Genomic DNA, 14,977 nt, shown 5'->3' on the forward strand with positions numbered 1-14,977 from the left:
TAGTAAATCGCCTAATAATTAAGTAATTTTTATAATTAAGTAATTTTATAAAAATGTACATTTGCCTAAATTTTAATTAGTATTGATGCAAGACGCTGTTGTTATAATACCAACATACAACGAAATTGAGAATATAGAAGCTATTTTAAGTGCAGTTTTTGCACTTCCTAAAGCGTTTGATGTATTAGTGGTGGACGATAATTCGCCAGATCAAACCGCTGTTAAGGTTAAAGCATTACAAGCAGAGTTTGACAATCAGCTGTTTTTAGAAGTTAGAAAAGAAAAATCTGGGTTAGGTACTGCGTATATACATGGTTTTAAATGGGCTTTAAATAAACAGTACCAATATATTTTTGAGATGGATGCAGATTTTTCTCACAACCCAACAGATTTAATACGTTTGTATGACGCTTGTCGTTTAGACAATGCAGACTTAGCCATAGGGTCACGTTATGTAAAAGGTGTCAATGTAGTCAATTGGCCTCTAGGTCGTGTAATATTGTCTTATGGTGCTTCTATTTATGTAAGATTAATTACAGGTATGCGTGTTAAAGACGCTACAGCAGGTTTTATATGTTACAAAAGACAGGTTTTAGAGCAACTAAATTTAGATCAAATAAAGTTTGTTGGCTACGCGTTTCAAATAGAAATGAAATTTAAGGCGTATTTAAAAAAGTTTAAATTAGTAGAAGTACCAGTCATATTTACTGACAGAACAAAAGGAGAATCCAAATTAAGCTCAAGTATTATATCCGAAGCTATATTTGGTGTTATAAGTATGAAAATTAAAAGTTTATTCAAATCCAATTAATAATGCAAAACAAGAAGACACTTATTAAAAATGCAAAAATCGTTAATGAAGGCACAATTTTTAATGGTGATATATTAATCGAAGGTCAGTTTATTACAAAAATAGACCATTCTATTAGCCCAAAATCTGCAGATGTTAATGTTTTTGACGCAGAGGGTAAATATGTCATCCCAGGAGCAATTGATGATCAAGTGCATTTTAGAGAACCAGGTTTAACGCATAAAGCAAATATAGAGACAGAGTCTAGAGCTGCTATTGCTGGTGGAATTACCTCTTTTATCGAGATGCCAAACACCAATCCACAAACAACAACTATTGAAAAGCTAGACGAGAAATTTGCAATTGCTGCTAAAAAATCTTGGGCTAACTATTCCTTTATGTTTGGTGGTACTAATGACAATTTAGAAGAAATTTTAAAAGTAAATAAAAAGGAAGTTGCAGGTCTAAAACTATTTTTAGGATCGTCAACAGGTAATATGCTTGTTGATAATCCAGAGGTTTTAGAAAAAATATTTAACAGTACAGATTTATTAATTTCTGTGCATTGTGAGGACGAAGCAACTATTCAAAAAAACTTAGATATTTATAAGGAGCGCTATGGAGATGATATTCCTGTAAATTTTCATCCTATAATTAGAAGTGAGGAAGCATGTTATATTTCTTCTTCTAAAGCTATAGAGTTAGCTAAAAAAACAGGAGCGCGTTTACATGTGTTTCATTTATCTACAGGTAAGGAAACCGAATTGTTTGACAATAAAGTACCTTTAAAAGATAAAAAAATTACGGCAGAGGTTTGTATACATCACCTGTGGTTTAGCGATAAAGATTATGACGATAAAGGCACGCTAATTAAATGGAATCCTGCGGTTAAAACCGAAAAAGATCGCGAGCAACTACTTAAAGCCTTGTTAGATGACAAGATAGATGTTATTGCTACAGATCATGCACCACATACCTTTGAAGAAAAATCAAACGTATACACATCTGCACCATCTGGAGGTCCTTTAGTACAACATGCACTACCAGCATTGCTAGAAATGTATCATGATGGTGATATCTCTATTGAGAAAATTGTAGAAAAATTTTGCCATAATCCAGCTATTTTATTTGAAGTAGAAAAACGAGGATATATCAGAGAAGGCTATTTTGCAGACCTAGTTGTTGTAGATTTAAACAACCCTTGGACTGTTAAAAAGGATAATATTTTATATAAATGTGGATGGTCTCCTTTTGAGGGTACAACATTTAAATCTAGGATTACCCATACGTTTGTAAATGGTGGTTTAGCTTACAAAAATTTTAAGTTTTATGATACTAACTACGCACAACGTTTAACCTTTAATAGATAGTTATGTTAAAACAGAACATTGTAATATACATATTTATAACCTTGTTATTTGTGTCTTGTTACGGAATTGAAAAACCAAAAAAACCTGAAAATTTAATGAGTAAGGATAAAATGGTAGATGTTCTGGTAGAATTAGCATTAGTGTCTTCTGCTAAAGGAATTAATAAACGCGAGCTAGAAAATAAAGGGATAGTACCTGATACATTTGTTTACAGAAAACATAAAATTGACAGCACCATATTTGCAGACAGTAATAACTACTATGCATATGACATAGATGAGTATTCTCAAATATATAAGGATGTTAGAGATAGTCTAGAAAGTTTAAGAGCTTTTTATAAAGCCGAAGAGAAAAAGGAAGACAAAATCAAACAAAAAGAATTAAAAGAAACGGTTAAACAAAAGCTTAATCGCGTGCAAACGCCAAAGTAGTTTGCTTTAAACTAGTGTCTATACTTGTAAAATTATAATCTATAGCAGTTGTAATTTTACTATTGCTAAATTGACTTTGGGACAAAGCCGAATGTGCTGTTTGTTTAGACAGCAAGCGTCGTTTTCCTGTTAGTTTATGTCGTAACCAATCTAATCGCCAACCTAAAGCTAATAGTAGTTTTGTAGCTTTCTTTTTTGGAGGTGTTACATTTAGATAGTGTGCAGTTTTGTAAATAAAGTCTTTAAAGCTTAAGTTTTCAGATACCAGTATGTAGCGTTCATTAATAATGTTGCTGTTCATAAGTGTAACCATACAGCTTACAACATCATTAACATCCACATAACCTGTACTTCCAGTAGTGTAATAGGTTATCCCTTTTTTTACCATAGTAATAAGCGATCCACTACCATAATTCCAAATACCAGGACCAATTATAATGCCAGGGTTTACAATAACTGCATCCAAACCTTCTTGTGTGCCACGCCACACTTCAAGCTCTGCACCATATTTGGTAATAGCATAAACACTATTATCAAATTCTTTATTCCAATCTGTGTCTTCAGTAATTAATTTTTCATTAGTAGTTGGTGTGCCTATAGCAGCTATGGAGCTGACATAACATAGTTTTTTTACCTGATTAGATAAACAAAGGTTAACAATATTTGCTGTCCCTTCAATATTAGTTTTTCTAAGTAATTCAAACTTGTTAGGTTCAAAAGACACAAAAGCTGCACAATGATAAACTTGGGTAATACCATTAAAAGCTTCAGTTAAATCTGGTATATCGTTTAAATCGGCTTTTACCCAATCAATTTTGCTAAAAAGAACATCAGGTGTATCAGTGTAATAGCTAAAAATGCGTTTAACGGTTTCAAACTTTTTTTCATTTCTATAAATAGCACGTACAGATTGGTTTTCATTTAATAAATTAAACAATAAGTGTGCACCAACCAAGCCTGTTCCTCCTGTAACTAAAATCATACCTCTAAGGTAATAAATATTAGATATTGTATGTAGTTTATGGCACGATTTTTATCTTTGCGACTTCAATAATAAAACCACACTAAAATGGCTAATGCATTTGTAGAAGAATTAAGATGGAGAGGGATGGTACACGATATCATGCCAGGAACCGAAGCGCAACTTGATAAAGAGATGACCACAGCCTATATTGGTTTTGACCCAACATCAGACTCGTTACACATAGGTAGTTTAGTACCAATAATATTGCTAGTACATTTAAAAAAAGCAGGACATAAACCCGTAGCTTTAGTTGGTGGAGCAACAGGTATGATTGGTGACCCTTCTGGAAAAAGTGACGAGCGTAATTTACTAGACGAAGCAACACTTAACCATAACGTAGCAGGTATTAAGTCTGTATTGTCTCGTTTTTTAGACTTTAACTCTAACGATAAAAACGCACCAGTTTTAGTTAATAATTATGATTGGATGAAGACGTTTTCATTCATAGATTTTGCGCGTGACGTTGGTAAACGTATTACTGTAAACTACATGATGGCTAAGGATAGTGTTAAAAAACGTCTGTCTGGAGAAGAAGGTAATGTAGGTATGAGTTTTACTGAGTTTACTTACCAATTAATCCAAGGATACGATTTTTACCATTTACACAAAAACCTAAATTGTAAATTACAAATGGGTGGAAGTGATCAATGGGGAAACATCACCACAGGAACAGAATTAGTAAGACGTATGAATGTTGGTGATGACACAGCTAAAGCTTACGCGATGACCTGTCCATTAATTACAAAAGCAGACGGAAGTAAATTTGGTAAAAGTGAAGGTGGTAATGTTTGGTTAGATACTGATAAAACCAGTGTATATAAATTCTACCAGTTTTGGTTAAACAGCTCAGACGAAGATGCAGAAAAGTACATCAAAATTTTTACCTTTTTAGATAAAGATACCATTGAGGCTTTAATTGCAGAACATAAAGAGAATCCAGGTTTTAGAACCTTACAAAAGCGATTAGCAGAAGAGGTGACCACGTTTGTACACAGTAAAGAAGAATTAGAAAATGCTGAAAAAGCATCAGGAATATTATTTAGTAAAGATTTTAAAAATGAAATCAATCAGCTAAACGAAAATTTATTTTTAGATGTTTTTGAAGGTGTGCCACAAGCCGAAGTGTCTATGGACAAAATCGAAGCTGGTTTAGACATGATTGCTGCATTAGCTGCTGAAACTGATTTTTTAGCCAGTAATGGAGAAGCACGTCGAGCATTAAAAGAAAACTCGGTGTCTGTAAACAAGGATAAAGTAACAGAGGATTACACGATTACTAAAGACGATTTAATTAACGATAAGTATATTGTAATTAACAGAGGTAAAAAAACAACCTTTATTATTAAAGCTATCTAAAAAATTGCTGAGGTTGTAAATCTCAAATACTATAGTAAATAAAAAAGCCTGCTTAAAATAAGCAGGCTTTTTTTGATGAAATCAGTTAACCAACCAAAAACTAATTTCTCTTTTTCATATTAGGTTGGTCGTATCTTTTTTAAAGTCCTTACAATACCATTAAATTACAGCCTCTAATATCACTATTATCAAAGCGACCAATAATTTCAAAGTCCTCATTATCATGTATTTTACCTAAATCTTGAGTCGCAATAAAACTACAAGAATTTATATTTGCCAAATCAATAACATTAATACCACCAGTTTTTGGACTATTAAAAACGGTTAAAGCATCTTCAGTATCTCTAGTTAAAATACGCATCCAAGGTGGACAATTAAAAATACCATGTCCTTTGGAGTATGCTTGGCTTAATAACTCGGTCATACCATATTCGCTATGGATAGCATCTACGCCAAAGCCAGCTTTTAAGGTGTTGTGTAGTTCTTCTCTAATAATCTCTTTACGACGTCCTTTCATGCCACCAGTTTCCATAACAATAGTATGTTTAAGGTTAAAAGTGTGCAGATCTATTAAATCTAAAAGCGCAAAGGATACACCAATAAGTAATACGTGTTCTTCTGCTTGATCCAATGCAATTAGTGTGTCCTTTAATTGGTCTAAATTATTTAAGTAAAAACCACTTTTTGGCTTATTGGAATCTTTAATTAAATGATCTACCATGTAAACTAAAGAGGAACCTTCGCGTTCTAAATAATTGGGCAATAAGGCCAAAATAGTGTAATCCTTTATGTCACCATAAAAATGCTTAAAGCCTAATTTAAAACTAGTTTCATAGACGCTTAAGTCAGATACCAAATGCTTACTGGTAATTTGTCCTGTAGTACCACTACTTGAAAAAGTAGTTTCAATAGGGTTAGTTGTGCTTAATACCTGATGAGATTTAAAAAATTGTATGGGTAAAAACGGAATCTCATGCAAGTCTGAGATATCACTTGGATTAATATACAGTAAGTCGCAAAACGAACGATAGATTGTATTGTTTTCAAACTGAAAACGAAACACCTCTAAGGCTTTTGCCTTAAACTGATCAGGAGTTGTAATTGTAAAAATGTCCTTAGTCGTAGTCATGAAATTGTAAAACACAAAAGTATATAAAATAAAAAAAGCGTTGCTATTGCAACGCTTTTTTTGTGAGGCATAATAAAACTTATTCTACTACTAATTTTTTAGTAGTAGTCGCTCCATTTTGTGTTAATTTTAAAATGTAAACGCCAGCTTTTAAATTAGACACGTTTAAACGACTAGTCGTTAACTTTGTGTTTAATACTTGCTTTCCTAAAACATCATAAGCAACAACCGCTACTGGTTGGTTGTTTGCAGTTTTGATATTTACAAATCCGTTAGACGTTGGATTAGGGAATACTGAGAATTCTGATTGTTCGAAAGTTTTATTGGATAAAGTTGCAGTTTTTGATAACACAACGTTGTCTATTAAAATTCCATTTCCAGTCGTATTTCTAACTGAGAAAATAACTTCTAAAGCACCTGCATCAGGTGTAAAAGTATATGTCATTTCAACCCATCCAGCACTTGATGCTAAATCAGTATAGGCTGTATATGAAGAATATCCGCCATCATGAAAGGCGTTTCTTAATTGACCATCTCCTTTTGCGTAATAAGTCAAAGTGTACTCTTCATTAGTAGCAGTAATAGCTTCGTTTGTAAATCTTTTGTGATTAGTACCAGTAACGCTTAAAGCAACAGAAAATGAACCTTCCTGAGCATCTGTAGATTGTGTAACTGCAGAGGCAGCAATACTTGACCTAGATCCAAACCAGTTTGTTGGTGTGTCTAAAGAAGCAGTTCCAGGCCATGTTTCAAACCCTGGATTAGTTAATTCATTTTGTCCAACTGAAAGTGTCAGAGTTAATAAAGTAAAAAGTAAAAAGTAAATTTTTTTCATAAAATGTGTTGTTAAATTTAGCTTCAAATCTATACAAAAAAAAAGAGTTATCTGATAACAGATAACTCTTTTAACAATACCTTAATATGGGATTATTCTACTATTAAACGCTTAGTAGTAGAGGTTCCGTTTTGGTTTAATTTTAATATATAAACACCAGTTGTTAAGCTTGTAACATCTAATGTGTTGTTGTTAAGTGTTTTAGATAAAACTTGCTTTCCTAATACATCATATACAGTAACATTAACAGCAGTATTTGCTTTAGTTGTAATGTTTACAAATCCTGTATTTGTTGGATTTGGATAGATGTTAAAGTTAGCTTTGTTAAAGGTGTCTACTGATAAAGCATTGTTAGTATAAGTTGCTATTGGGTAAGGTACAGTTGTTGCATCATTAGTTGTGCCTCCTTCTAATTGGTTAGCACCACTAAAAGTCCAGTTTGCTAATACAAATGTTCCATCAGGTCCAGTATTATTAACTCTGTAACCCCAACCATCTAAATGATCCCATTCAGGACATGTCGTTCCGCTGGCATTAGGATCACAATCAACAGTTCCAAAAGTGTCTATAATTGTAGCTCCTTCGTATAATTCAATTGCATCATCTCCATTAATACCTACAACAGCATTAGTGTAAGTTGGTGCAAAACCAAAAAAGCTTGTAAAGTTTGTAGCATCAGTTGTTAAATATATTCTAGTTCCTGCAGTTATTGCATCGGCAGGAAAATTATATTCAACATTACCAGCAGAAGAGCCACCACCATTGGTTACGGAGCTGATTCCGAAAACACTAAGATCAGAAATATCAGCTAATGCCATTAATTCAATACCTTTTGGTGTACCACCACTTAAAGGACCATCATAGGCTCCAACTAAAACTAAAGCGTTAGTTGCAGCTCCAAATACATTACCCGTAATTGCAACTGTTTGGTTAGCAGCAGGAGCAGAAGATATTGTAATATCTCCAGCGTAACTATTTACAGCTAAACCAGAAACTAATCTTACAAAAATTTCAGTGTTTGCAGCTGTACCAGCAACCTGAGGAACTGTTACAGAATTTGAAAAACCTGTTCCTGATGTTAATGATACTTCAAAATTTATTGGAGCAGTAACAGTAATATCGTTTGTTAAAAATAAGCCTTCTACAGATATTGAGTCCTCATTAGATGGTCCAGCACCAACAGCATAATTTAAGGCATCTGGAGTACCAAAAACACTAAATTGAGGTGTAGCAGGACTAACTGTTCCTGTTAACGCTAAAGTAGCATCAGTTGCACCCATTGATGAAGCTGTAATATCTCCTGTATAAGTGTTTGCGCTAAGTCCAGAAATTAATCTAACATATACAGTTGTTGTTGTGGCAGTACCACCAATTTGAAAAACTGTCGTAGATGAACCATAAGGACCTGCTGCAGCATCTGCGACTTCAAAATTTGCTGGAGCAGTAACAGTAATGTCTTGTGTTAAATTTAAACCAGATACGTTAAAAGATTGTTCTGTAGATGGACCGTTACCTTCAAAATAATCTAGGCTAGAAACACTACCAATAATATTTACAGTTGGCGTTGTATTGACTGTAGTTGTATAACTTCCAAATGGCACAATGGTGCTTAAAGCAGCACCTCCATTACAAGTACCCTCACCATCTAATAGATTTTGAGCTCCAAAAGTGAAATCTAATGGGTCAAATACTCCAGCATTGGCAGGTATACCATCAACTCTGTAATAATAAGTATCTACATGTTCCCAAGCTGTATTTGATCCGTCTACACCATCTTCTCCAAATCTATCTATAATAGTCATCGATGCGTCCACTAATTGAAAACCATCATCACCATTACTGCTGATACCAGAATTCGATACAACATTTGTAGTAATACCAAATTCAGTAGATAAAACTGCTGCATCATTTGTAATGTATGCAAAAGTATTAGTAAGTGTACCTAAACTAGAAAGGTCCATGTTAGAACCAAATCCACCACCATTTGATTGTCTTTGTAAGTTCCATCCTGTAAAGTCAATCATTCCGTTTACATAGATTTCTACAGTTCTACCAGAAGCTCCAGAGCATGGTGAGTCAGCATAACCTGTAATAACTGCTTCTTGTGCAAAAGACACTGAAGTTATTAAAATTGTTAAAATTAAAAAGTAAAGTTTTTTCATAATTAATGGATATAAAATTAGGCAATAAAGATACACAGAAAATTGACTTAACCCAACTATTAATAATGCTATCCTGCTTCTTAATGTTAAAATAACATCATTTTAATGCTTTGGTTATCAGATTTGTAGTTAAAGACTGATTATGCGTCTATTATATTTTTTTAGATTAATTTAGCATGTTATCTTAATGTTATTAATCATTTAAAAATTAAATCTTTTAGTAATAGTTTTATCTTTACATTAATATAACCATTATGTAATTCAATAGTAAAGTTCATAAATATGCGACTACATCAGGTTGCTTTTAATAAAGGACTACGTATTGAAACACTATGTGATAGATAAAAAAACCACATATAATAGACACATGAATAAAAAAGACATTAAAATCCTTTTAGTGGATGATGAGCCAGATATTTTAGAAATTGTAGGTTATAATTTAACTAATGAAGGCTATCAAGTAGTCACAGCTAAAAACGGATTAGAAGCAGTCAAAAAAGCTAAAAAAGAAAAGCCACAGCTTATTATTCTAGATGTGATGATGCCAGAAATGGATGGTATTGAAGCGTGTGAAGCTATCAGGAAAATTCCAGAATTAAGCGCATCGCTTATTACGTTTTTAACAGCCAGAGGAGAAGATTACTCGCAAGTGGCTGGATTTGATGCAGGTGCAGATGATTATATTACTAAGCCTATTAAGCCAAAAGTGTTGGTTAGTAAGGTTAAAGCATTGTTACGTCGTTTAAAAGCAGAAGAAACTAGTAAGTCTTTAATGACCATTGGTAACCTAGTAATTAATAGAGAAGAATATAAAATTATTCTGGATGGTGACGAGATTATTTTACCAAGAAAAGAATTTGAATTATTATCTTTATTAGCCTCTAAACCTAATAAAGTCTTTAAACGTGAAGATATTTTAGATCGTGTTTGGGGTAACGAAGTCGTGGTTGGTGGACGTACAATTGACGTACATATTAGAAAACTACGAGAAAAAATTGGCGATGACAGTTTTAAAACCGTCAAAGGTGTTGGTTATAAATTTGTAGAATAATTTGAAGTTAAAAAAGACTTACAAGTTTGCATTAAAAACCTCGTTTTTAATAACAATCTTCCTCACCCTTTTTATGGGTCTGTTTTTATATACGTTTTATATTGTGGACGTAGGACAAATGGTGCTTTTTGCTTTCGCAACCTTTAGCGTATCATTTTTAATAACACAATTTAGGGTAGAAAAATTTATCTATAAGCGTATTAACAAAATTTACAAAGATCTTACCCTTTTAGAAGCAGTTAGTTTTAGTAAAAAAAGCATCACTACAGACATGGCTACGCTGACCAAACAGATAGACCAATATGCTAAAAACAAAAAACTAGAAATTGAAACACTTAAAGTAAGAGAAGAATACCGTAAGGAGTTTATGGGTAATATTTCCCATGAGCTTAAAACACCATTATTTACAGTACAAGGCTATCTTGAAACATTGCTAGATGGTGCTATGAATGACAAAAATGTAGCTGAAAAATATCTAGAAAGAGCCAATAAAGGTGTGGAGCGACTAATCTATATTGTTAAGGATTTAGACATGATTACCAAACTTGAAGTTGGAGATTTAAGTCTAAACGTCGATACCTTTGATATTGTAGAGCTAGTGCAAAGTGTTTTTGAGCTTTTAGAAATGAAGGCAGCTAAGAAAAAAATCACCCTAACCTTTGATATGGAATATAAGTATCCAATAATGGTAAAAGGCGATGAAGAGCGTATACAGCAAGTACTGACAAATTTAATTGTAAACTCTATTAAATATGGACGTGAAAAAGGGACGACCGAAATTAGTATAGAAAAATTAATTAAAAACAAAGTCATTGTCAGAGTAACAGACAATGGAGAAGGGATTGAGAAAAAGCACATCTCTAGATTGTTTGAGCGTTTTTACAGAGTCGATAAAAGTGGATCACGTAAAGAAGGAGGTTCTGGTCTAGGTCTAGCAATTGTTAAACATATTATCGAGGCACACGACGAAAAAATTTATGTGGAAAGCGAGTTTAATATTGGTAGCGAGTTTTCTTTTACTCTTGAAAAAGCAAAAACAACGCCTTAAAATCAATTGCGTTATTAAAAGCCTTAAAACCAGAATAAGCAGTCACACGTTCCAATTGTTTTAAAGTAAAATCCTCCTGACTACAACTAGCAATTACACCTTGATTGTTTAAATACTCTGCTAAATACTCTTGCTCAAATTGTCCAGGAGTTGGTATAAAAAACGCTTGTTTACCCAACTTAGCCAAATCCATAACGGTTGTATAACCAGACCTAGACACCACAAGCTCACTTTTATTAAGTGCCTGTTGCAATTCTTCGGTTTGCATAAAATTATAAATCGTAAAAGGGGTTTCAAACATAACAGTCTGTTCGGCTTCAATTTTTCCTCTAACAAACATCACTTTACCTTCATAGTTTATTAAATCAGATAGTAATTTTTCTTCTAAAATAGTGCGTTGTGGCTCAGGACCAGACAGTAAAACCATGACATCATATTTAGGCTTTACTTTCACTTTTTCTAATCGACTTAAAGGACCAATGTACTTAATAGTTAAACCTTTGTTTTTAAAGTTATGACCAAGGTTTCCGCTTAAATTGGGTTGGTTTTCAAAATCCGGAATCCAACATTCATCAAAATCCTTTAAATAGTGATCATGAAAATAAGTGCTTAATTTAGTGGTGCTTCCACTTAACACATTTAATTGATGCGTTATAAATACAGAAGGTACCGTTTTGGACAAAACACCCATTCTGTTGTCAGATATAATACCCTTAATATTATAGTCCATAATAATTTTTTGTGTCGCGCGATGTTCTTTTTTTATTGCTGTTTTAATTTTAGGTAATTGCCAAAGCATTAACCATTTAAACCATGTTTTAGATTTAGCATATGTAACATTATAAGCAGGTAATGTAAGGCACGTCACACCCTCAAATTCTTTTTTAAGCAAATCCAACGCTTGACCATCACTAGCAATAATAGGCTCAAAACCCGCATCAATCAAGGCGTTAATAATAGGTATGCATCGCGTCGCATGACCAATTCCCCAATTTAAAGGCGCAACAAGAATTCGTTTTTTCATTATAAAAATTTGGGCGTTACCACAAGGGTCAGGCTGTCCGTTATATCTTTTTTTGCCATTTATGGCAGCAAAAAAAGGATGCCACTTCCATCCTTAACGCAGTAAAATGTCAAAATCAAAGATAATCATAAAGTTACTTAGGTATATTTCCTTAATTTTACGCCAGAAATAACAAATAGTTAAGAAGTGGGTAGCAAGAACAAGCAAAAAAGATTTAGAGAAAATGAAACCTTTGATAATGTGTTTCAGCCAACTAGAAGTCAATTAGTAGACCAGGTTTACGAGCATAAAGGAAATTGGAATAAAAATGTCTTTAAAAATAACAACCCATTAGTGTTAGAGCTAGGTTGTGGTAAAGGCGAATATAGTGTTGCTTTAGCAGAAAAGTTTCCAGACAAAAACTTTATTGGTATAGACATTAAAGGTGCGCGTTTTTGGAGAGGAGCCAAAACTGCTACGGAAAATAATATGCCTAACGTTGCCTTTATACGTACACAAATTGAGTTGGTCGAGTCTGTTTTTGCAGAAAACGAAGTAGACGAAATCTGGATTACTTTTCCAGATCCACAAATAAAATATAAGCGTACAAAACACCGCATGACTAACTCGCAGTTTTTAAAACGTTACAAAACAATTTTAAAACCAGACGGAATCATGAATCTTAAAACAGATTCAGAGTTTATGCATGGTTACACATTAGGGTTACTACATGGCGAAGGTCATGAGGTACTACATTCTAATAATGATGTGTATAGACAAGATGGAAGCCCAGAAGAAGTAACTAGCATCCAAACACACTATGAAAGCATCTATTTAGAACAAAACAAACCAATTACGTATATTAGATTTAAAATTAACTAACTATTGAATTTAACAATTACCTTTTTTGTAAGCTTATTAATTGCACTTGTTGGTGTAATCCCTCCAGGATTGCTTAACATGACAGCAGCAAAAATTAGTATAAAAGAAGGGTATAGTCGTGGCTTAGTATTCTCGTTAGGTGTTTGTGTTATTGTAGTTATACAAACATTAATAGCGGTTATTTTTGCACGCTATTTAAGTAAACATTCAGAAGTAGTTAGGATATTGCAGCAAGTCGCATTTGTGTTATTTGTTTTAATAACGGTTTACTTTTTTTTATTAGCAACCAAGGATCCAAAACCAGAAGTAGAAGCCGATCGTAAAAGTAAACGCAGTCAGTTTTTTTATGGTATGGTGTTGTCAGCATTAAATGTGTTTCCAATTCCGTATCAAGCGTATATGAGTATAACTTTGGCTAGTTTAGGATGGATAACATTGGACAATCCAAACATTGCGTCCTATGTTGCTGGAGCAGCATCTGGTACGTTTGTGATGTTGTATATTTATGTGTTTTTTCTAAAAAAGATAAAAAGCAAAAAGCTAAAGTCACAAAAAAACATGAATTACATTATAGGTTCAATTACAGGTATAATTGCAATTGTAACACTAATAAATATTATAAAAGACTTTTAAAACTATGAAACCCGAAACACTTAATTTTTTTGATAAAGTGTATGAGGTAGCACGACAAATTCCGTATGGTCGTGTGACAAGTTATGGAGCTATAGCTAATTTTTTAGGCGCAACACGTGGAGCCAGAATGGTAGGTTATGCTATGAATGGGTCGCATAATAAAGAGGTGCCTGCACACAGAGTGGTAAACCGTAAGGGTTTGCTAACTGGTAAACATCATTTTGATGGGACTAACCTCATGCAACAATTACTAGAAAGCGAAGGTGTTGAGGTTGTAGATAACCAAATCCAAAATTTTGAAACCCTATTCTGGGATCCTTCTGCATTACTTTCGGAATAATTTTTGATACCTATTTTGCATGAAGTACTACACCCTTTTTAATGTAATCTTGCTAATTTTTTTGGTTACATCTTGTAAAAAAGATAATAAAATAAAATTTCCAGTTTTAATTACTTCGGAATACGATACTGTTATTCAGGTGGATTCTAAAGTTATGATGGAAGCTAATCATCTAATTTATGGTGTTAATGTTTTGGATACTTTAGATTTTTCGCTTAAAAAAGATAATAATCAAGCTGATTTTATTAACGCTAAGCAAGGATTTAAAAACGACAGTTTAATAGTGTATGTAGACGTGAATAATGCTAATTTTCACACCCATGAAATAAATGTTTCGGAACTCTCACCACCACCTCCACCTTCATTTTATATTCCAGAATTTCAAGAATATGATAAGGTTTATCGTGATAGTGTTTTTTTAGAAGTCATGGAAAAAAATAAGATTAAAAATAAGCAAAGGTTGAAAAAGCATTACAATACCATTCCAGTATTTATTTATAATCAATCGGATAATAATAGACTAATAGTACCATCTGTTATTAACGGAGAATTGTATGTAATAGTTGAAGCATTGGATAAAAATAACCAATGGAAACCCATTGAATATAATAAGGTGCCTAGAAGGATTTGTATAAGTGATTTTGAATACTACCAGCTAAAGCCAAAACATGTTATGGTGTCGTCCATACTTAAATACGCAGGCGATTATAAAACCAAGATGCGTGTCAAAGTACTTAACGATCAAAAATTGTATTATTCTAACCCATTTAATGGTTCAATTAATTATTCTCAATTTGATACCATCCAAGCTGTAAACGATATGAATACATGGTTTTCAGATACGACCAATCAAACCCATAACATTAAAAAGAAGTTAATATTCTTAGATTTTCAGTTATAAATTTTCCTTATCAAACCATAAA

The 14,977-nt window shown here is 33.0% G+C and carries 15 protein-coding genes; 10 read left to right on the top strand and 5 right to left on the bottom strand.

Annotation, left to right across the window (positions count from 1 at the left end; genetic code table 11):
• Positions 1-85 precede the first annotated feature (85 nt).
• Genes V6251_RS06385 through V6251_RS06395 form a run of 3 tightly spaced genes read left to right on the top strand, consistent with a single transcriptional unit; the run spans position 86 to position 2,591 of the window.
• Positions 86-811, top strand: coding sequence for a polyprenol monophosphomannose synthase (locus V6251_RS06385; protein ID WP_292948042.1), 726 nt, complete (start codon positions 86-88; stop codon positions 809-811).
• A gap of 2 nt (positions 812-813) precedes the next feature.
• Positions 814-2,160: a dihydroorotase gene (locus V6251_RS06390; RefSeq protein WP_341587478.1), complete on the top strand. Its 1,347-nt coding sequence runs from the start codon at positions 814-816 to the stop codon at positions 2,158-2,160.
• A gap of 2 nt (positions 2,161-2,162) precedes the next feature.
• On the top strand, positions 2,163-2,591 hold the full coding sequence (locus V6251_RS06395) for a DUF4296 domain-containing protein (RefSeq protein WP_341587479.1): 429 nt from the start codon (positions 2,163-2,165) through the stop codon (positions 2,589-2,591).
• Here the strand turns inward: V6251_RS06395 and V6251_RS06400 are convergent.
• The gene (locus tag V6251_RS06400; protein WP_341587480.1) at positions 2,566-3,573 is read right to left on the bottom strand and encodes an NAD-dependent epimerase/dehydratase family protein; all 1,008 of its coding nucleotides are present in this window, start codon (positions 3,571-3,573) and stop codon (positions 2,566-2,568) included. The two genes, V6251_RS06395 and V6251_RS06400, sit on opposite strands and share 26 nt — an antisense overlap.
• Positions 3,574-3,660: 87 nt before the next feature.
• Here V6251_RS06400 and tyrS point away from each other — a divergent pair, with 87 nt between their 5' ends.
• Positions 3,661-4,971 (top strand): tyrosine--tRNA ligase, encoded by a 1,311-nt coding sequence (tyrS, locus tag V6251_RS06405; RefSeq protein ID WP_341587481.1) that lies wholly within the window; start codon positions 3,661-3,663, stop codon positions 4,969-4,971.
• Positions 4,972-5,119: 148 nt separating this feature from the next.
• On the opposite strand, the gene V6251_RS06410 is transcribed toward tyrS, so the two are convergent.
• The 3 genes from V6251_RS06410 to V6251_RS06420 form a co-directional block, all read right to left on the bottom strand.
• Positions 5,120-6,100 (bottom strand): LuxE/PaaK family acyltransferase, encoded by a 981-nt coding sequence (locus V6251_RS06410; RefSeq protein WP_341587482.1) that lies wholly within the window; start codon positions 6,098-6,100, stop codon positions 5,120-5,122.
• 79 nt (positions 6,101-6,179) lie between these two features.
• Positions 6,180-6,935, bottom strand: a complete 756-nt coding sequence (locus tag V6251_RS06415; protein ID WP_341587483.1) for a T9SS type A sorting domain-containing protein — start codon at positions 6,933-6,935, stop codon at positions 6,180-6,182.
• Positions 6,936-7,027: 92 nt separating this feature from the next.
• Positions 7,028-9,097, bottom strand: a complete 2,070-nt coding sequence (locus tag V6251_RS06420; protein WP_341587484.1) for a T9SS type A sorting domain-containing protein — start codon at positions 9,095-9,097, stop codon at positions 7,028-7,030.
• Between the two features lie 367 nt (positions 9,098-9,464).
• Between V6251_RS06420 and V6251_RS06425 the strand changes: the two genes are divergently transcribed.
• Entirely contained in the window at positions 9,465-10,148 is a 684-nt protein-coding gene (locus tag V6251_RS06425; RefSeq protein ID WP_145004123.1) for a response regulator transcription factor, read from the top strand.
• Positions 10,149-10,221: 73 nt separating this feature from the next.
• A complete protein-coding gene (locus V6251_RS06430) occupies positions 10,222-11,196 on the top strand; it encodes a sensor histidine kinase (protein WP_341587485.1) in 975 nt (324 codons plus the stop codon).
• On the opposite strand, the gene V6251_RS06435 is transcribed toward V6251_RS06430, so the two are convergent.
• A complete protein-coding gene (locus tag V6251_RS06435; protein WP_341587486.1) occupies positions 11,165-12,220 on the bottom strand; it encodes a glycosyltransferase in 1,056 nt (351 codons plus the stop codon). The two genes, V6251_RS06430 and V6251_RS06435, sit on opposite strands and share 32 nt — an antisense overlap.
• A gap of 186 nt (positions 12,221-12,406) precedes the next feature.
• Here V6251_RS06435 and trmB point away from each other — a divergent pair, with 186 nt between their 5' ends.
• Genes trmB through V6251_RS06455 form a run of 4 tightly spaced genes read left to right on the top strand, consistent with a single transcriptional unit; the run spans position 12,407 to position 14,955 of the window.
• Positions 12,407-13,081 carry a tRNA (guanosine(46)-N7)-methyltransferase TrmB gene (gene trmB / locus V6251_RS06440; RefSeq protein ID WP_341587487.1) on the top strand — a complete coding sequence of 225 codons (675 nt, stop codon included), beginning with the start codon at positions 12,407-12,409 and terminating at the stop codon, positions 13,079-13,081.
• A gap of 3 nt (positions 13,082-13,084) precedes the next feature.
• Positions 13,085-13,714, top strand: coding sequence for a LysE family transporter (locus tag V6251_RS06445; RefSeq protein ID WP_145004112.1), 630 nt, complete (start codon positions 13,085-13,087; stop codon positions 13,712-13,714).
• Positions 13,715-13,718: 4 nt separating this feature from the next.
• Positions 13,719-14,054, top strand: a complete 336-nt coding sequence (locus tag V6251_RS06450; RefSeq protein ID WP_145004109.1) for an MGMT family protein — start codon at positions 13,719-13,721, stop codon at positions 14,052-14,054.
• Between the two features lie 19 nt (positions 14,055-14,073).
• Positions 14,074-14,955 carry a hypothetical protein gene (locus tag V6251_RS06455; protein WP_341587488.1) on the top strand — a complete coding sequence of 294 codons (882 nt, stop codon included), beginning with the start codon at positions 14,074-14,076 and terminating at the stop codon, positions 14,953-14,955.
• The last annotated feature ends 22 nt before the right edge of the window (positions 14,956-14,977 follow it).

Origin of the sequence: Olleya sp. Ti.3.14 (assembly GCF_038154885.1) — a bacterium.
In the GTDB taxonomy this organism is placed as follows: Bacteria; Bacteroidota; Bacteroidia; order Flavobacteriales; family Flavobacteriaceae; genus Olleya.